Annotated in this window: 13 protein-coding genes and 1 riboswitch; of the genes, 1 reads left to right on the top strand and 12 read right to left on the bottom strand. The window is 54.8% G+C overall.

Annotated features, from left to right (window positions below):
* Positions 1 to 21: 21 nt before the first annotated feature.
* The 12 genes from DYU11_RS02050 to DYU11_RS01995 all read right to left on the bottom strand — a co-directional run bounded on the left by DYU11_RS02050 (position 22) and on the right by DYU11_RS01995 (position 13,060).
* The gene (locus DYU11_RS02050; protein WP_119666678.1) at positions 22 to 831 is read right to left on the bottom strand and encodes an FkbM family methyltransferase; all 810 of its coding nucleotides are present in this window, start codon (positions 829 to 831) and stop codon (positions 22 to 24) included.
* A 45-nt stretch (positions 832 to 876) separates the two neighbouring features.
* Positions 877 to 2,382 (bottom strand): lipopolysaccharide biosynthesis protein, encoded by a 1,506-nt coding sequence (locus tag DYU11_RS02045; RefSeq protein ID WP_119665973.1) that lies wholly within the window; start codon positions 2,380 to 2,382, stop codon positions 877 to 879.
* A gap of 129 nt (positions 2,383 to 2,511) precedes the next feature.
* On the bottom strand, positions 2,512 to 3,609 hold the full coding sequence (gene pseI, locus DYU11_RS02040) for a pseudaminic acid synthase (RefSeq protein WP_119665972.1): 1,098 nt from the start codon (positions 3,607 to 3,609) through the stop codon (positions 2,512 to 2,514).
* Positions 3,606 to 4,082 carry a GNAT family N-acetyltransferase gene (locus DYU11_RS02035; RefSeq protein ID WP_119665971.1) on the bottom strand — a complete coding sequence of 159 codons (477 nt, stop codon included), beginning with the start codon at positions 4,080 to 4,082 and terminating at the stop codon, positions 3,606 to 3,608. The genes pseI and DYU11_RS02035 overlap by 4 nt, the downstream gene beginning before the upstream one ends.
* Entirely contained in the window at positions 4,064 to 5,080 is a 1,017-nt protein-coding gene (gene pseG, locus DYU11_RS02030; protein WP_119665970.1) for a UDP-2,4-diacetamido-2,4,6-trideoxy-beta-L-altropyranose hydrolase, read from the bottom strand. Before pseG ends, DYU11_RS02035 begins: the two co-directional genes overlap by 19 nt.
* Before the next feature lie 217 nt (positions 5,081 to 5,297).
* Entirely contained in the window at positions 5,298 to 5,999 is a 702-nt protein-coding gene (pseF, locus tag DYU11_RS02025) for a pseudaminic acid cytidylyltransferase (protein ID WP_119665969.1), read from the bottom strand.
* A gap of 164 nt (positions 6,000 to 6,163) precedes the next feature.
* Complete coding sequence (locus tag DYU11_RS02020) at positions 6,164 to 7,843, bottom strand: hypothetical protein (protein WP_119665968.1); 1,680 nt, start codon at positions 7,841 to 7,843, stop codon at positions 6,164 to 6,166.
* 5 nt (positions 7,844 to 7,848) lie between these two features.
* A complete protein-coding gene (gene pseC / locus DYU11_RS02015) occupies positions 7,849 to 9,015 on the bottom strand; it encodes a UDP-4-amino-4,6-dideoxy-N-acetyl-beta-L-altrosamine transaminase (RefSeq protein WP_119665967.1) in 1,167 nt (388 codons plus the stop codon).
* Positions 9,016 to 9,075: 60 nt separating this feature from the next.
* Positions 9,076 to 10,092, bottom strand: a complete 1,017-nt coding sequence (gene pseB, locus DYU11_RS02010) for a UDP-N-acetylglucosamine 4,6-dehydratase (inverting) (RefSeq protein WP_119665966.1) — start codon at positions 10,090 to 10,092, stop codon at positions 9,076 to 9,078.
* Positions 10,093 to 10,194: 102 nt separating this feature from the next.
* Positions 10,195 to 11,124 carry a motility associated factor glycosyltransferase family protein gene (locus DYU11_RS02005; RefSeq protein ID WP_119665965.1) on the bottom strand — a complete coding sequence of 310 codons (930 nt, stop codon included), beginning with the start codon at positions 11,122 to 11,124 and terminating at the stop codon, positions 10,195 to 10,197.
* Between the two features lie 82 nt (positions 11,125 to 11,206).
* The gene (locus DYU11_RS02000; protein ID WP_119665964.1) at positions 11,207 to 12,154 is read right to left on the bottom strand and encodes a GNAT family N-acetyltransferase; all 948 of its coding nucleotides are present in this window, start codon (positions 12,152 to 12,154) and stop codon (positions 11,207 to 11,209) included.
* A gap of 15 nt (positions 12,155 to 12,169) precedes the next feature.
* The gene (locus DYU11_RS01995; RefSeq protein ID WP_119665963.1) at positions 12,170 to 13,060 is read right to left on the bottom strand and encodes a Ppx/GppA phosphatase family protein; all 891 of its coding nucleotides are present in this window, start codon (positions 13,058 to 13,060) and stop codon (positions 12,170 to 12,172) included.
* Between the two features lie 155 nt (positions 13,061 to 13,215).
* Positions 13,216 to 13,326: riboswitch (SAM riboswitch) on the top strand.
* A gap of 109 nt (positions 13,327 to 13,435) precedes the next feature.
* Here DYU11_RS01995 and metH point away from each other — a divergent pair.
* Positions 13,436 to 17,278 carry a methionine synthase gene (gene metH / locus DYU11_RS01990; protein ID WP_119666677.1) on the top strand — a complete coding sequence of 1,281 codons (3,843 nt, stop codon included), beginning with the start codon at positions 13,436 to 13,438 and terminating at the stop codon, positions 17,276 to 17,278.
* Positions 17,279 to 17,598: the final 320 nt, after the last annotated feature.

Genomic DNA, 17,598 nt, shown 5'->3' with positions numbered 1-17,598 from the left:
AGGGTGTCCTACACCCCGTACCTATGTTCTATACGCAAAAATAGTCAATTGCAGGTCCATGACCGTATTGCCCCGGTACTGTCGGTTGACGAGCGGTTTTAGGCGGTGCTGGGCCGTGTCGATGTAATACCGGAATCCGCTGTCTTTCAGAATGTCGAGAAGTTCCGGGAGCGTCTGAGGCTGGCCAATGTACGCGTGGTACTCAATGAACAGGTTTTGCACGTGCCCGAGTGCGTACCGGCAATCGGCCAATACGGGGCTCTCGGCCCCTTCAATATCCATCTTGAGCATATCAATCCGCGGATATTGCTTCAGCACATCGCGGAAACGGACTGATGGTACACGGTTCACGTTGGTAGCTACAAACACCGACGACATATCGTCGCCCGCGCTGCCAAAATCGACGCCCTCGTTGTCGGTCCAGACGGCTTTCTCAACTACCTCGATATTGGTTACTGCATTGGCCGTCAGGTTATACCGTAACGTTCGGGCGGTTGCTGCGTCGGCTTCGTAAGCAATGATCCGGGCTTTGGGATAGTGGCGGCTGAAATACACGACGCTGGTGCCAATATTGGCCCCGCAATCGATAATAACCGGCTCCGACGAGGTGGTTGGAAAGGCGTAGCTTTCGTCCACAAAAATCTCTTTCACCTGCCAAAAGAACATCAGGCTATCGGGCGTCTGAAAGCGCAGTCCGTCATAGGTCAGCGTGGTGGTCTGATTGCGTCGGGCACCGGCCGAGGTCAGGAGCAACCACAAGAATTTTCGCCCATTGGGATTACTGAGGAGCCGGTAGGCGTCGGTAAACAGAAAGGAAACTAGTGTTTTCACAAGCAGAAATACAGCAGGCAATGGCCAAAGTTAAGCAAAGTTGCCTCATGAACTGACCGATTTCCCCCGGCGCTTCAGCCAGGCACCCGTCAGGAGTTGATTCATGTCGGGTGAAATCTTCAGGACATAGACCAGCCCGACGAAGGTCGCGGCAACGAACGCTGACCGCAACGCTACATCGGTGGCAACAAGCCAGAAGTTTCCGGACAGATACGGGGCCTGAACAGCCACTACCCACACAAGCAGCCCAACACCAATGACGGCTAGGTTACGCCAGGTAAAGGGCTGCAACCCGAATTTAAGCCAGACAAATCCCGTTCGGGCGGCATTGAACAGGGCCGTAGCAATGGCTGCGCCGATGGCCGCACCCTCCAGCCCGAAAACAGGAATCAGCGCCCGCGTCGTGGCGATGGTGACGGCCACCATCAGGATAAAAAACAGCGAATCATACGCGTAGTAGCGCGATGTGGCCAGAATGGTACCGTTGACGCCGGTTGCCATATCGATCAGCTTGCCTAGTCCAATCCACAGGATAACGTAATAGCCGGCTTCGTAGCCTTTCGGCAGAATCTCGAATACGCTGGGCAGGTTGGCCGCGATCCCGACGAAGACGAGCGTTCCGATCACCAGTTGACTCAGGCAGCTTTTTCGGTAGATGTTGGCGATGTTATTCAGGTCGTTGGCCTTCCACGAATCAGCAATCACCACGCTCGATACTTTATAAAGCATCGTGGCCGGGGCCGCAATGACCGTCCCGAAGTTAGCGCTGATGCTGTAAATGCCGGTTTGGGCGAGGCCCAGCGCATCGTTGACGAGGTACTTGTCGATGTGCAGAATCACCTGCGACGACAGCCCGGTCAGCAGGGTCAGGGATGCGTAGCGAAACAGTTCCCGGCGCAGGTCAGGGGGTAGTTGCAGATGCTTCGGGTCAAGCGTAAAGTGGCCGTCGCGCACGACCTTAACGACCATCAGGGCCATCTGCGCGAAATAGGATCCCATCCATAAAATCAGCAGGGTAGGGAAGGTAATCCATCCGGCCCAGTAGATCAGTACTGCCAGCAGCAGCAGGAACCGTTGCAGAAACTGTTGTAAAAACGTACCCGTAACGCTGTCGTACAGCAGTTTGGCGTAGTTGTCGAACAGGTTAAAGAACAGCGTGAAAAATGTCAGCGGGATCAGCAGGTAGTAATACTGTACAAACAGCGCCGACTTTTCCGCGTTTTCAGCCACGATATACGGCCGAAACGACCACAGGATGAACACACTTAGCCCGAAGCCGAGCAGCGATACGCCCGCTGCCAGAAGCAGAAAACCGCCGTGGCCCTGATCGTAATTGCGAAAATACGGAAAGTAACGGCCACCGGCCCCATTGATGCCCAGGTTCGAAAACTGCGTCAGGATAATCGACAGGGCAATCAGCAGCCCGATCAGACCGTTCTGGTCGGGCGTCAGTACCTTCGGCAACAACAGGCCCATCGTCACAAACCCGACGACGATACCCGCGTACGTAAAGATGGTACCCTGAATAGTTTGGCGTTTAATGATGCCCATGGGGTAAAGAGTGAAAGGGCGAAGCGGAGTGAATGAGCGAAAGAGTAAATCGGTTCGTCGAAGTGGAATGAAAAAGCGAGAGATTCAAATCTTGGCCTTTCGCTTTGCTTTGGGGCCACTTTTGCTCTTTCACTCTTTCACTCCGCTTCGGCGGTCCGATTCACTCTTTTCAATTAGTCCCCAATTGAGCGCCGTTCCGGCTGCAATGTCCTGCGAAGCAACCTGGCCCAATATGTCGTCGTAGTAGCGGGTGTGCAGGCCGTTGGCGGGGCGGATGCTGCGCACGTTCTCGGCCGTGAAGGGCTCCCCGGCTTTTACATCCTTCACTACGTAGAGCGACCGCTTGAACTGCAGGCTCTTGCATTCTTTCGGCGTCATAGTATAGCTGACCTGACCCATCGCCAGGAACGCCCGTTCGGTTTCGATAACCAAATTTTTCAGCTCGTCCGGTTCCAGCGAAAAGGCGGAGTCAACGCCACCATCGGCCCGGCGGAGCGTTACGTGTTTTTCGATCACGACGGCCCCCAGCGCTACGGCTGCCACGGCCGCACCAATGCCCATGGTATGATCAGACAAGCCCACCGGTACGTCGAACAACTGGCGCATGTGCGGAATGGTCAGCAGGTTCGTGGTTTCGGGCGTAGCGGGATACGTACTGGTGCACTTCAGCAAAACCAGGTCTTTACAGCCGTTGGCTCGCAACACCTTCACTGACTCGTCGAGGTCCGCGACGGTCGATACACCGGTGCTCATGATAACGGGCTTGCCGGTCTGCGCGATGCGCTTGAGCAGGATATGATCGGTATTTTCGAAGGACGCAATCTTGTATAGCGGTACATCGAGCGATTCCAGGAAGTCAACGGCGGTGGTATCGAACGGCGAACTGAACGCAATCATGCCGCGCTTTTTGGCGTGGTCGAAAATCGGCTTGTGCCACTCCCAGGGTGTATAGGCCTCCTGATACAGCTTGTACAGGTTTTTATCAGCCCACAGTGACTTCGCGTCGCGGATGTAAAACTCCTCTGACTGGCCGTTGAACGTGATCGTATCCGGCGTGTAGGTCTGTAGTTTCAGGGCGTGGGCACCGGCATCAGCCACAGCGTCCACAATCTCCAGCGCTCGCTCCAGCGACTGGTTATGATTACCCGACATCTCGGCAATGATGAAGGGCCGATGCGACGGGCTGATACTATAATTGGCAACCTGAATCGGTTGGTTATGGCTCATGCAGGTAATACGTAAACTAAGCTTGGAACGCCAAATTTACCGCTTTCGTGCGAGAATGTGAATCCGGCCTTCCCGAACGATCGGATAGATGCCTGGTTGTCAGGCTTGATGTAAGCGTGAATCGCCACAGCACCCCACTGCTCGCGGCATGCGTCGCAGCCCAGTTTGATTAACTCGCTGGCCAAACCTTTGCCCCGGAACCGCGCGTCGACCGAAACGCCAATGATAATTTCGTCGGGTATATCAGCCACGGGTTTTCGCTCAAACCGGACCTGTCCGACGGGTTCATTCGCTTCGTTGCTGCATACAAACATCAGTGTGTTGGCATCGATCAGCCTGCGCGAAAACCAGGCCGCATGGGTTTCGGGCGAGATAGGAGCCGAATTAAATGATTGCTGGCGAGTATCTGGGTCGTTGGCCCAGTCAAAATAAAGCTGGGAGTCCTCGGCAGTGGCTACGCGGTAGGTGAGCATAAGCGGTCAAATAAAGCCCGAAAACGTTCGGGCGTCTTCCGGTCAAAATAATAACGTTGTTTTTGCAACGTATGCACAATCGAATCGGGATACAATAGGCTTACCTCAATTCTGTACGCCAGTTGGTCAACGTCGGTTTGAGCAGGCGCCACATGAGCCAGTTGCTCCGATTCCAGAAAATGAGCCAGCCGACTCTGGTTATCGGCCGTCTGGATGGCTATCAACGGGCGGTTGCCAGCGCATACCTCGTAGGCAATGGTACTACAGGCCGTGATGGCCAACCGGCATTTCCGAACTTCTGCCACCATTTGCCCGGCGGTTAAGTTTGACAGAATGGTTAGGTGCTTCAGCTTATCGTGGTATGTTTCGATGCTGGCCCGATTCGGATGAAACGGGCCAATAACCAGGTGAACGCGCCACGACTGACCAATCTGGCGAAAGGCAATCCGTAGAGCGTCCAGCACGTTTACCGAAACATTTTGTGAGTCGGCCCCACCTAAGCTGACAAAAATGGGTCCTTCGTTGGGCGGTGGCGTATTGTCGGCGAAAAACTCCGACCGAAGTAGGGCGTAGTGGGGGCCCAGCAAGAACTGAGTGTATGCTTCGGCGTCGTAATCGTATTCCGTAATAGCACCGGTATGATTAATCAGAACATCTGCTACCTGATGACCCGTTACCAGATCGTCGATGTAAACCAGCTTGCTGACCTTCGTGCGAACGGCTCGTTGGTACGTTTCATCAAACGCATAGCCATCAAGTACGGCTACGTCGTTGGGAGCTGAAATCGTCAGAAAATTGCCTACGTCATTGCCGGGCAGGGATATGACCGTCACGCCTTTCTCTTCAATTCGTCTGACCACCTCAGGGTCTGGTTGAACGATGGCAAAACGACGCTCATATGCATCCCCCAGCATCTCGGCCAAAGCCAGACATCGCATAACGTGCCCCAGGCCGATCTGAGCGTTACCATCGGCGCGAAAGAGGATTTTTTTTGGCATTTTTTCTTGAACTGCTTTCTAGTGTTGGCGTGACCGGGTCACGCTAGACCCAGTTGATCTAACTAATTCACGCTAGACGGGTCAGACGTACCGTCTGACCGCCTTACCTTCTCTAACCAAGCGAATCGTGTCTCGGACGGCACGACCCGGTCAGGCGCGACCCGGTCAGACGTACCGTCAGACCTAGTGCGTTTCGCTCCGGTCTAGCGTGACCGGATCACGATCGCTTCTTATCAGGAAACAACAGTCGGTATTTGAACTCTGCTACCTGCCAATCCTCTTCGTTATCAATGTCCTGGGCCTGCATCTCGGAGATGACGAGGCCGCTGGTATTATCAGTCAGCAGTCGACCTTTTTGTCGAAAAACGGCTACGTTGAAAAAGTAAAACTGGCCGGCATCGTGGTAGGCGGGTTGCAAATCCTGCGACCGCGTCAGGGCGTGTTCGGGCTGGAGCCACGTCAGACGATCGTTGACAAAGGTCACAGCGCGTTGCACCGGAAAGCCAAAGCGTTGCACCGGAAAAACGCAGTCAAAGCTACGCGTTTGTAATGTATCAAAAGCTTGTTGGAGTAAAACGGGCGTCACAAATGGTGCCGTGGGGTAAAGACAACAGGCATTCGTAAACGTCTGTCCGCGCTCCTCATAGTTGGTTAGTACTTCGCTCAGCACCTCAGCTGTAGTGGCAAAATCATCTGCCGTTTTTGCGCTCCGGCGAAAGGGTACGGACGCGCCATGCTGTACGGCCAGATCAGCAATTTCGTCGTCCTCGGTGGATACCATCACCTCGTCGAACAGGCCCGATTGCAAAGCCGTTTCGATGGAATACAGCATGATGGGTTTGCCCAGAAACGGCCGGATCACCTTGCGGGGAATTCGCTTGCTGCCTCCACGGGCCGTGATGATGGCGATGTTGGTCATGTGGTTAGATCGTTGGTTGGCGCGACCGGGTCTCTTTAAACAGGCGGTCAGACGTGCCGTCAGACCGCGTCGGCCCAGGTCTGACGGCACGTCTGACCGCCTTAGTATATGTAACGGCGTTTTACCTGACCGGGTCTCGCTTGACCCAGTCCTATCTGACCGGGTTAATTTATTACTTGAAATGCCGTTTTGCCTCCCGACCGCACAAATAAACCCAGCTTCGGCGATGAACCGGCCACCGACGCGGGCACAACAGCCGTAAAGCCGGTGTCTTTGTCGTTCAGCGAATCTTCCTTGTCCAGCCGCTGATGGAACAAGGTGGTGAAAAAACGCCATCCACCTGGCGTTTGTACCGCCAGGTACGTATCGTTAAAATTAGCTTTCTGCCCCGTGATCTTAGCAAAGCCGCTCACTACCAGATACGAACCATCTTGCCGGTTGAGGTCGATCTGATGACTCAGCCGGCTGGCCGTTGGCGTTGGCTGTGGTAGCGACACTTCCTGTGAAACCAGTTCGTCGAGCGTCAGGGGCGCTGGGCGGAAAGCACCTGAAGCGGCTAGCTGGCTCAAGCGTTGGGCTGGCTGGTAGAGTGGGCTACACCCTCGGACAATACCGTACCGTTGCCAGAGCAGTTGATCCGTCTGCTTTAACTCCCGAAACCGGACGATCTTCGAGAAATACGTTACGTTCGATACAACGTTAATGCCGACTGCCGCTGCCAGGGTCAGCGGAAAAATCCAGGTCCAGGCCACCACTCGTTTGCTGATCAGTACGTCGGCGAAGGTCAGGTACGTAACAGCCAGCATCAAGGCCGGAACCTGCCGATAGCGCGAGGCAAATACGACATCAACCGAGTTTTCGATGCGGTTGAGGGCCAGCATCAAGCCGGTCAGGTGAAGAAAAATCACCATCCAGAATAGCGTCGGGTTTTGACGGTCGTAGCGGGTGATGACCAGATACAGCGACCAACCGATAGTCAGCCAGCCGACCACCTGACTGAGCCACGCTACCGACGGGTGGTAAAACGTAGCGCCCAGAAAAGCCGTGTCGAGCTGGACAAAATGAATGATACGCTCCACCGACAGCAGCGAGGAAAGCCCCGCACTGGATGGATTCTGGTAGTTTGAAAAGTAGACGGCGTACAGAACTGCACTGACAACCACGGCTACCGTGGCCTGTCGCCATTGCCGGTTAAGCAGTAATCCGGCGATCAATAATGGTAATACCACAATGCCATTGCCAACGGTAAAAAGCGAAAGGGCTCCGGCTGCCAGCGCCCAGCCGATTCGTTGCCGGGCGGCCAGGTAAAAACTTAGCAGGGCCCAGGCATGTACCCAAAGGTTGCAGATAGCCGCCATGCTCCAGAACGCGTTATTCCAGAACTGAAACTGAAACAGGAAATAAACGGCAGGCAGGAACGTAAGGATTCGTTTCACCGGGGAGCGACGGTCTGACGGATCGGTTGATTCGTCTGGTACCGGAGCAAGCGACCGCCACAGCAACCAGCCGATCATCAGCCAGGCCACATTGCCCACCCATTGCAGAAAGGTAAAATTGACGGCCCCGGTCAGCGCGTAGTTAGCCAGCGAAATCAGCTTGAGAAAAACGACGCGGTGGAAGTTGTTCTGTTCCAGCAAAAGCCGTCCTCGTTCCGACCAGTCGGCATCCTGCCACCTCAGCAACAGATCGACAATGGACGGATAGTCGTCCATGTACGGCATGTTGTAGGCGTGCAGGGCCACCATCACGATGTAGTACAAAACGGGCAATGCGGTCAGTCCGTACCAAACCCACGGAGCGAGCGACCGGGTTTTTGCAGCAGATGACAGAGCAACGGCTTGCATACGAATCAGTTTGCCGCGTTAATAAACTCCAGTACCGACGCGATGACGTAATCCTGCTCCTCGTTGGTCAGCGTTGGGAACATAGGTAGGCTCACGCACTGGTTGTAGTACCGTTCAGCATTCGGGAAGTCGCCGGACTTCCAGCCAAACTGCCGGTAATATGGCATGGTATGCACCGGAATGTAGTGAACCTGGGCATAAATGTTCCTCGCCCGCAGGAAGTCATACAGACCCTTGCGGTCACTAACCTGAACGACGTACAGGTGATACGCGTGCCCAACGCCAGCCGGTGGAACGATCGTCTGCACTGACGTTCCGACAAAAGCGGCATCGTAGCGGGCGGCCAGTTCGCGACGGCGTTCCATCATCGCATCAACCCGGTTTAGCTGGCTAAGACCTAAGGCCGCCTGCATATCCGTCAGGCGGTAGTTGTAGCCGAGCACCTGCAACTCCATGTACCAACCACCGGGCGAGGGTTCCAGCAGTTGTTCCGGTTTGCTAGTGATGCCGTGCGTGCGAAGCCGAAGCAGGTGTTTGTACAACTCCTCGTCGTTCGTCGTAATCATGCCACCCTCACCGGCCGCGATGTGCTTAACCGGGTGAAAGCTGAAAATAGCCAGGTCGGCCAGTGAACTGTCTCCGCAGCGATGGACAACACCATGCTGGTCCGTAAACGAACCGCCCGGCGCGTGGCAACTATCCTCCAGGAGCCACAAACCATACTCGTCGGCCAGTTCACGAAACGCGGCCATATCGACCGGGTAACCGGCGAAGTCGACCGGAATGATACCGGAGAATGTTCCTTTGGGATGCTGCTCAAGTAATGCCCGTACGGCCTTTACGTCCAATAGTATCGTTTCGGGGTCGATGTCGGCAAAATAAACCTCACCCCCGCAGTAGCGGACGCAGTTTGCCGAAGCAGAGAATGTAATCGGGGTTGTGATAACTTTTGTGCCCTCGGTGACGCCCAGCGCCAGACAGCACAGGTGCAGAGCCGCCGTACCGTTGGCTACCGCCACGGCGTAACGGGCACCGATGTAGTCAGCAAAGGCCTGCTCAAACTGCCCAATGGCGGGTCCCTGCGTCAGATAAGGCGACCGCAGCACATCAACGACGGCAGCAATGTCCTCGTCCGTAATGTGCTGGCGTCCGTATGGAATGGGATTGTTCATCAGTAAGGCGGGTGGAAACCCGCTTTTAGTGTCACTTGATCTGGTGGAGTTTCGCCCACCTTACACCGTAAAGGCTGGATCAACGTGCAGCCGAATTTGCTCGCGGATCTGTTCAACATCGAGCCAGTCGGTGTTTGTGCCCGAGTTGTATTTGAAGCCCATCTCCACACGCTTGCCGTTGAACGCTTTCAGATAGTCATCGACATCCCACGTTGGGGTCGAGGGGGTAATGACGTAGTATTTATCCGTTTCGACCGTGTTCAGCGAGTCGGTTTCCGTAATCATCTCTTCGTGCAGCTTCTCGCCCGGCCGAACCCCAATAATCTCCTGTCTGGCGTCGGGCGCGATGGCCGTGGCTACTTCGGTGATGCGGTACGACGGAATCTTGGGAACGAAAATTTCCCCGCCCCAGGCATGTTCCAGGGCATACAGCACCATCTCGACACCATCTTCCAGAGAAATGTTGAAGCGGGTCATGTCGGGGTGTGTGATGGGCAGAACGCCATCCTTCCGCTTATCGAGGAAGAAAGGCACCACCGACCCCCGCGAGCCGATCACATTACCGTAGCGTACCACCGAAAACCGCAGGTCGCGGCTCCCTTTCATGTTGTTGGCGGCCACAAATAGCTTGTCCGAACAGAGCTTGGTGGCGCCGTACAGGTTAATGGGGGCGGCTGCCTTATCGGTAGAGAGCGCCACTACCCGCTGCACGCCATTGTCCAGAGCGGCATTGATTACGTTCTCGGCCCCAAACACATTGGTTTTGATGCACTCCATCGGGTTATACTCGGCGGCCGGAACCTGCTTCAGGGCCGCTGCGTGGATGATGATATCGACGCCCTCGCAGGCCCGTTTCAGGCGTTCGCCGTCGCGGACGTCGCCGATGAAGAACCGGATGGATTTGTAGTTCGACTGCGGATAATACTGCGACATCTCAAACTGCTTCAACTCGTCGCGGGAGTACACCACCAGTCGGCGGATATTGGGATAACGCTGGTACACCATCTCAACGAACTTCTTGCCGAAGGAGCCGGTACCACCGGTAATGAGAATCGATTTTCCTGTTAAATCAAGCATGTTGTAGTGGTTGCAATCGGTTAAGCGGCCGGGTAGCTCAGGGCGGTCAGACGTTCCGGACAGACCGCCCTAAGCTACCCGGTTGCTTGCTGTATGCTATTGTTATTTTTCTCGGATGACTGCCTGACCGGGCGAAACCTGAATCGGATCGGGTATGACGCGATCAAAGGCATCAATGTAACTTTTGGCACTCGCGTTCAAAATGGTAACGCCCCGGTAGTCGGCATAGTCCCGCAGATGTTCGTAGCCCCGAAACGCTTTGTGTAATGATAAAAACTGTGACGCCATCGAAAAAGTGCGCTTGCGCTGAGCATCGGCGTAGACCGGTTCGTGACGCACATCGCTCGGCTTATCGTAAAAATGAATCTGCTTGATCAGCAACTGATTCTGGTCGTTTAGCCGGATCTGTTCATGCCACGACGTATCGGCCCCGAACAGGTAAATGGTCTTAAACGTCCGGTTGATCATCAGAGCCAGTGCGGCAATGATTACCGTCTGCGATTGCGGCATGCCTAATCCGTTGGCGTACAGCCAGTACTTCAGCCGCCGGAAGCCGTCTACAACGGTATAGTTAAAATAAACCACCCGAATCGGACTGTTGGGGCGCTCAATCTGCCGGATCACGTATGAACCTTTGGCAAAGTGGGGTACGTAGAGCGTCATGGGCCAGTCAACGCGTTCCCGAAAGATGGTAATGGTCTGCCGGATGTCCTCGCGGTCGGTGGTCTGCTCAGTAAAGACGAAATAATTCGGGTCAGAAATGACGTAGTGCTGAGGTTGCAGCCGGGTAAAAACCTCCGCATGAGCGAAGTTGTTGACACAAACGACCTCGGTGGTTTTGATAAAATCAAAATGCTTCTCCAGCGATTCGTTCAGCGATGGACCGTTGCCCAATACCGAGCAGATGGGCCGTTCGCTGGGGGATAAACGGGTGGCGTGTCGGGCGCGGATGGCCGCTTTGACCAGCGATAGCAGCGACGCAAAAAACTCGCTGACGAATCGACTTACCGAATTATAAAGAGACTCAATCATTCAGTCGGCACGTAGTAAGTACCTCTTTTTTATACAAAATAACGAAAAAAAAGGCAGACTCGACACGAGCGTCCGGAGGGGATCACAGCGTTTTCTCAAACACCAGTTTCACCGACGATTGTGCGCCGAGGTTACGCTTGAACCGCATCAGGCTAAGCTTCGGCCGCCGGTCGTTATCCACCGAAATGCCCAGATCAAGCAACCGAATCTGGTGGCACTGGCAGTAGGCAAACAAGCCGTCGGTGAGCATCACCATCGGGCTGAACGTGCGGTAGTCGGGGTGCGAAGCGGGCAGGAAGTTGTACAGAATGTCGGCCCGTACGCGGACAGCCACCGTTAACGCGGCTATGGTATCGCCATCCCAAACGACAAAGACCGGAAACTGGTCGGGAAATGTGGCCAGCAGCCTGGTGAGCCGTTCGGGCTGGATGGTAAGCCGGTAGCCCTGGTGTTGGCGGGTTGTTTGCAGAAACGCCACGACGTCGGCAATGGCCGGGCGCTCCCATTGGCTGAATCGCAAACCGGCCCGGCGGCATTTCATCAGTCGCCGACGCTCAGACGAGTCGATGGTTCGCTCGAACGCGTCAGTGCCTACCGGTAAAAACTGATTCTGGTCCGCGCCGATCAAGCGAAAGCCCTGCGCCAGTAACGTATCGGCCAACCGATTGGCCTGTTCGGGGGCGTAACAATGAGGGTAGTTAACAAGCCGGAGCGTACGAAGTCCGGATTCCTGAGCCGTTGTCTGGATCGTCTGCACGAGTCCGTCCAGTACGGCTTCGGGCAGGGCGTTGGTGAATTCGACGGACCCGAACGGAGCCGCGCCGGGGCTGATGGCCTGCTCCGCCCGCGTGAAGAATGCGCACCGGGCTTCTGCTTGCCGGGTAACCTGATTGAGCGCCGTAATCAGATGAAAACCGCCTTCCTGCTGACGAAGGTGTACGCCCTCGTTGAAGAGAAACCCCGGCTGGGCATACACCGGGATGTCGTCAGGCTGCGGGTTATACTGCTTTACAATTACGTACGGTGTCACGGGCGTCTCGACGGGCTACTGCGGCAGGCGTTTCTTTTTGGCCAGTTGGGAATAGACTAACTGAATGATCCCATCTTTCAATCCCAGATCAGGAACCACGATCTCGTGCGCTCCGGCCCATTTCATTACCGATATATAAATGTCGGCGGCCGGAACGATCACGTCGGCCCGGTCGGCATTCAGGCGAAGTTTGTTGATCCGGTCGTCCAGGTTAAAGCCGGCGATGTAGTTGCGGATGCGCTCAATTTCGGCCAGCGACGTACTCAGTTCGCTGGTTTTGGCGGCCAGATTAAACAGCTTGCTGATGTTGCCGCCGGTTCCTATAGCGATGAGTTCTCGGGAGGAGTCGACGTGTTCTTCAACCCATTCTTCAATCTTACGCCATGCTCCTTTGGTTTCTTTGCCCTCCAGCAGGCGTACTGAACCAATTTTGAAGGACCGTGAGGCCGATTTTTGCCGATTCAGGTACACGTTCAGTTCGGTGCTGCCACCGCCTACGTCGATGTGCAGGTACTGCCGGTCGTCCAGCGCCTGAACCACTACGTTATTAATCAGTTCGGCTTCTTTCTGACCGTCGATGATATGAATTTTAATGCCCGTAGCGGCTTCAATACGGTGGGCAACGTCGTGGCCATTTTTCGATTCGCGCATGGCCGACGTAGCGCAGGCCATATAGCCTTCTACTTCGTGCAGCTCCATCAGCAGCTTGTAGATCTGCATCAGTTTGGTCGTGCGGGCTTCGCTTTCGGGGGTCAGTTCGCCAAATGAAAAGACGTCGTGACCTAGTCGTAGGGGAAAACGAACGTATTCAACCCGCTTGAAGCTGATGACGTCGTCGTTGAGTAGAACCGTTGAGATCTGTAGCCGGGCTGCGTTGGAGCCAATGTCGATGGCGGCAAGTTTCATCTAGTCAATTAGTGAAAGAGTGAATGAGCGAATGAGCGAATAGTACAGCCGCAAAGCATTCGCTATTTCACTAATTCGCTATTTCACTCATTAAGGATTGACCCAAAAGTAACGGTTTTTTGGTATAAAGGCTGAATGCAGTACCTTTGTATGATTGCTTATCCAGAAAGACGGAGGGAATGGACCCAACGATGTCTTGGCAACCGACCGACGATACGGAAACGGTGCCACGTTCCACCCCAGTTCGCTGCGGGGACAGATAAGTTAGCTGATCTGCTGCCTTCTCCTGTTTCCTGATAAGCCCCTTTTTTGAAAAATGAAACGAATGCAGGCATCATGCCTGTTATGACGGTTACCGGCAAACATACTACACGCTTGAAGTCGATTATTAACCTCCTGCAACAACGCATTCTCGTTCTCGACGGCGCCATGGGAACGATGATTCAACGCTATCAACTGACCGAAGCTGATTATCGGGGTGAGCGATTCAAGGATTTTCCCCACGACGTGAAGGGTAATAACGACCTGCTGTCGATTACCCAGCCTCACATCATCCGGGAAATTCACCGGCAGTATCTCGACGCCGGTGCCGACATTATCGAAACCAACACCTTCAGTGGTACGTGGGTCGCTCAGGCCGACTACTACATGGAGGATCTGGTGTATGAACTGAATTATCAGTCTGCGAAAATTGCCCGGGAAGCCGCCGACGACGTAACCCGGTTAACGCCGGACAAACCCCGCTTTGTGGCCGGGGCTATGGGGCCAACCACGCGACTGGCTTCGATGTCGCCCGATGTAAATAATCCGGGCTACCGCGCCATAACGTTCGACCAGTTGGTCGAGGCTTTTTATACCCAGGTTTCGGGGCTGGTCGAGGGCGGGGCGGATCTGCTGCTGGTTGAAACCATTACCGATACCCTCAACGCCAAAGCGGCTCTGTTTGCCATCGATAAATACTTCGCCGATACAGGTCAGCCACCGCTGCCGATCATGATTTCGGGAACCATCACCGATGCGTCCGGCCGGACGTTGTCGGGGCAGACAACCGAGGCTTTTTTGTATTCCGTCTCGCATTTGCCCCTGCTCAGCATCGGTCTGAACTGTGCCATGGGGGCTGAGTTGTTACGTCCCTACGTGCAGACCCTGGCCAAAGAGTCCCCGTTTTTTACGTCGGCGTACCCCAATGCCGGCTTGCCAAACGAAATGGGTGAATATGACCAGTCGCCTGACGAAATGGCCGCTCAGATTGAAAGTTTTGTGCAGGACGGCTTCGTCAATATTGTCGGGGGCTGCTGCGGATCAACGCCCGATCACATCCGGGCGATTGCGCAGGCGGTTGCCAAATACCCACCCCGCCAGAAACCGGAGCAGACGCCGTATCAGAAACTGAGCGGTCTGGAACCACTGAAGATTACGGAGCAGACCAATTTCGTTAACATCGGTGAGCGGACGAACGTAACGGGCTCGAAAGCGTTTGCCCGGATGATCAAGGCCGGCGACTACGATGCGGCCCTGTCGGTAGCTCGTCAGCAGGTGGAAAACGGCGCGCAGGTGATCGACATCAACATGGACGAAGGCATGCTCGATTCCGTCGAGGCCATGACGACCTTCCTGAACCTGATTGCCGCAGAACCGGATATTGCCCGCGTGCCGATTATGATCGACTCCTCAAAGTGGGAGGTGATAGAAGCCGGGTTGAAGTGCGTGCAGGGCAAGGCGATTGTCAACTCCATTTCGCTGAAAGAAGGGGAGGAGGCCTTTATCGAGCGGGCGCAACTGGTGAAACGCTACGGGGCTGCGGCCGTGATCATGGCCTTCGACGAAACCGGTCAGGCTGATTCGTACGAGCGACGGATCGAAATCTGCGAACGGGCGTACCGGATTCTGGTTGATAAGGTTGGCTTTGCCCCGCAGGATATCATCTTCGATCCGAATATCCTGACCGTGGCGACGGGTATTGAAGAACACAATAATTACGCCGTCGATTTTATCAACGCCACCCGCTGGATTAAAGAAAATCTGCCCTTGGCGAAAGTGAGCGGTGGGGTATCCAATATTTCGTTCAGCTTCCGGGGCAATGACCCCGTTCGGGAAGCGATGCACTCGGCGTTCCTGTATCATGCCATCAAAGCCGGGTTGGATATGGGAATCGTCAACGCCGGACAATTGGCCGTGTACGACGAAATCCCGAAAGATCTGCTGGAGCGCTGCGAAGATGTGTTGCTCAACCGGCGGCCTGATGCAACCGAACGGCTGGTTGAGTTTGCCGAGACCGTAAAAGCGAAGGGGAAAGAGATCGTACAGGACAATGCCTGGCGGAATGCCTCAGCAGCTGAGCGGCTGAAACACGCCCTGATCAAAGGCATCACTGATTATATCGATGAGGACGTAGAAGAGGCCCGTTTGCAGTACGAGCGCCCGCTGCAGGTAATCGAAGGTCCGCTCATGGACGGCATGAACGTAGTGGGCGACCTGTTCGGTGAGGGCAAGATGTTCCTGCCGCAGGTGGTAAAATCGGCCCGGGTGATGAAAAAAGCGGTGGCTTACCTGACGCCGTTTATTGAAGCGGAAAAAAGTGGGGCAGGCCAATCGGCGGGTAAAATCCTGCTGGCTACCGTAAAAGGCGACGTTCACGACATTGGTAAAAATATTGTCGGCGTGGTGCTGGGCTGCAACAACTACGAAATCATAGACCTTGGCGTGATGGTGCCGACGCAGAAAATTCTGGACGAAGCCCGTAAACAGAACGCCGACATCATTGGTCTGAGTGGTCTGATTACGCCCTCGCTGGACGAGATGGTGGGCGTAGCGAAGGAAATGGAGCGGCAGGGCTTTACTATCCCGCTGTTGATCGGTGGCGCTACTACGTCGCGGATTCATACGGCCGTGAAGATCGATCCGCACTATTCCGGACCGGTTATTCACGTACTGGATGCCAGTCGGAGCGTACCGGTTGCCGGTCGGCTGGTGAGCGAAACGGAGGGTACCAAAGAGCAGATCTTCCAGGAGATCAAAGCTGAGTACGTCAAACTACGCGAAGACCACGCCAAGCGGCAGAAAGAAAAGAACTTACTGACCATCGATAAGGCCCGCGACAACCGCACGGTCATCGACTGGTCTGATTTCGAACCCGTGAAGCCGACTTTCCTCGGTAACCAGTATTTCCATGATTATCCGCTGGCCGAGATTGCCAGGTACATCGACTGGACACCCTTCTTCCAGACATGGCAATTGCACGGCCGGTACCCGAAAATCTTCGACGACGCTACGGTAGGTGCGGAGGCTAAGAAATTATTTGACGACGCGAACGGGTTGCTACAGGAGATCATCGACCAGAAACTGCTGACGGCTAAAGCTGTGGTTGGCTTCTATCCGGCCAACTCAGCCGACGACGACGTACTGCTCCACGATTTTGAGGAGATCGTCCGGGATATTCCCTGCGAACGCCACGGGAGCCACCGGCATATCGAGTACAAGATGAGCCGCTCGTCGGGCTTTGCAATCCCGACGCTGACAGACCGCGATGTAAAATCCGTTACCGCACCCGTCGGGGTTGCAAAGCCCGACGAGCGGATACCAACGGCGGGGGAACTCATCTACGACACCAAAGCGGTGCTGCACTTCCTGCGTCAGCAAAACCAGAAAGCGCCGGGCTTACCCAATTTCTGTTTGTCGGACTTTGTTGCCCCGTTAGAAAGTGGCCGACAGGACTACATCGGTGCGTTTGCCGTAACGGCCGGCGTTGGCATCGAAACCCTGCTTGAAAAATACGAGCGCGACCACGACGACTACAACAGCATTATGGTCAAGGCCCTCGCCGATCGGCTGGCCGAAGCCTTCGCCGAGTTGATGCACGAGCGTGTTCGTAAAGAGTTCTGGCCCTACGCCACCGACGAAACCCTGACCAACGAGGAGTTGATCCGGGAGTCGTACCGCGGCATCCGTCCGGCGCCGGGCTACCCAGCCTGCCCGGATCATACCGAAAAAGCGACCTTGTTTGACCTGCTGGATGCCGGTCAGGTCGGTATTGAGTTGACCGAAAGTTTTGCCATGTACCCGGCATCGTCGGTAAGTGGTTTCTATTTCAGCCACCCCGAATCAAAGTATTTTGCGGTTGGTAAAATCACTAAAGATCAGGTGATGGACTACGCCCACCGCAAGAACATGAGCGTCGACGACGTAGAGCGGTGGCTGGCCCCGGTGCTGGGGTATTGAGAAAGAGAAAGGGTATTAAAGCAAACGAGCTCAACCAGTGTGGTTGAGCTCGTTTGCTTTAATACCCTTTCTCGGGATTATGAAAAAATAGTTGGATTTAGATGGTTTCGGCCGGTCAGGCCCCACACTGCTGTCTATCGCTGATGATACGTCTAAATTTTACCAACAGCTTGTGCCGAGCTTGCTCGGCACAGAGGCCGCTGGTTTAGGGAATAGTTGATAGTGCTTGTGTGGAAGAAGGTATCAGTTTTATGGACTGACGCTACAAAATTGAATCGGAGAGCACTCTGAACATAAGGTCAATTTACCCTAAGTTGATT

It is taken from the genome of Fibrisoma montanum (assembly GCF_003583365.1).
Taxonomy (GTDB): Bacteria; Bacteroidota; Bacteroidia; order Cytophagales; family Spirosomataceae; genus Fibrisoma; species Fibrisoma montanum.
Note: the sequence above shows the minus strand (reverse complement) of the source record. Positions and strands in the feature narration are given on the sequence as shown.

What these genes read in the sequence shown, in the direction of transcription:
- DYU11_RS02045 (WP_119665973.1), bottom strand. Translation starts at nt 2,382, where the DNA reads ATGGGCATCATTAAACGCCAAACTATTCAGGGTACCATCTTTACGTAC.
- pseC (WP_119665967.1), bottom strand. Translation starts at nt 9,015, where the DNA reads ATGAACAATCCCATTCCATACGGACGCCAGCACATTACGGACGAGGAC.
- pseI (WP_119665972.1), bottom strand. Translation starts at nt 3,609, where the DNA reads ATGAGCCATAACCAACCGATTCAGGTTGCCAATTATAGTATCAGCCCG.
- DYU11_RS02005 (WP_119665965.1), bottom strand. Translation starts at nt 11,124, where the DNA reads ATGATTGAGTCTCTTTATAATTCGGTAAGTCGATTCGTCAGCGAGTTT.
- pseG (WP_119665970.1), bottom strand. Translation starts at nt 5,080, where the DNA reads ATGCCAAAAAAAATCCTCTTTCGCGCCGATGGTAACGCTCAGATCGGC.
- DYU11_RS02020 (WP_119665968.1), bottom strand. Translation starts at nt 7,843, where the DNA reads ATGCAAGCCGTTGCTCTGTCATCTGCTGCAAAAACCCGGTCGCTCGCT.
- pseF (WP_119665969.1), bottom strand. Translation starts at nt 5,999, where the DNA reads ATGACCAACATCGCCATCATCACGGCCCGTGGAGGCAGCAAGCGAATT.
- DYU11_RS01995 (WP_119665963.1), bottom strand. Translation starts at nt 13,060, where the DNA reads ATGAAACTTGCCGCCATCGACATTGGCTCCAACGCAGCCCGGCTACAG.
- pseB (WP_119665966.1), bottom strand. Translation starts at nt 10,092, where the DNA reads ATGCTTGATTTAACAGGAAAATCGATTCTCATTACCGGTGGTACCGGC.
- DYU11_RS02035 (WP_119665971.1), bottom strand. Translation starts at nt 4,082, where the DNA reads ATGCTCACCTACCGCGTAGCCACTGCCGAGGACTCCCAGCTTTATTTT.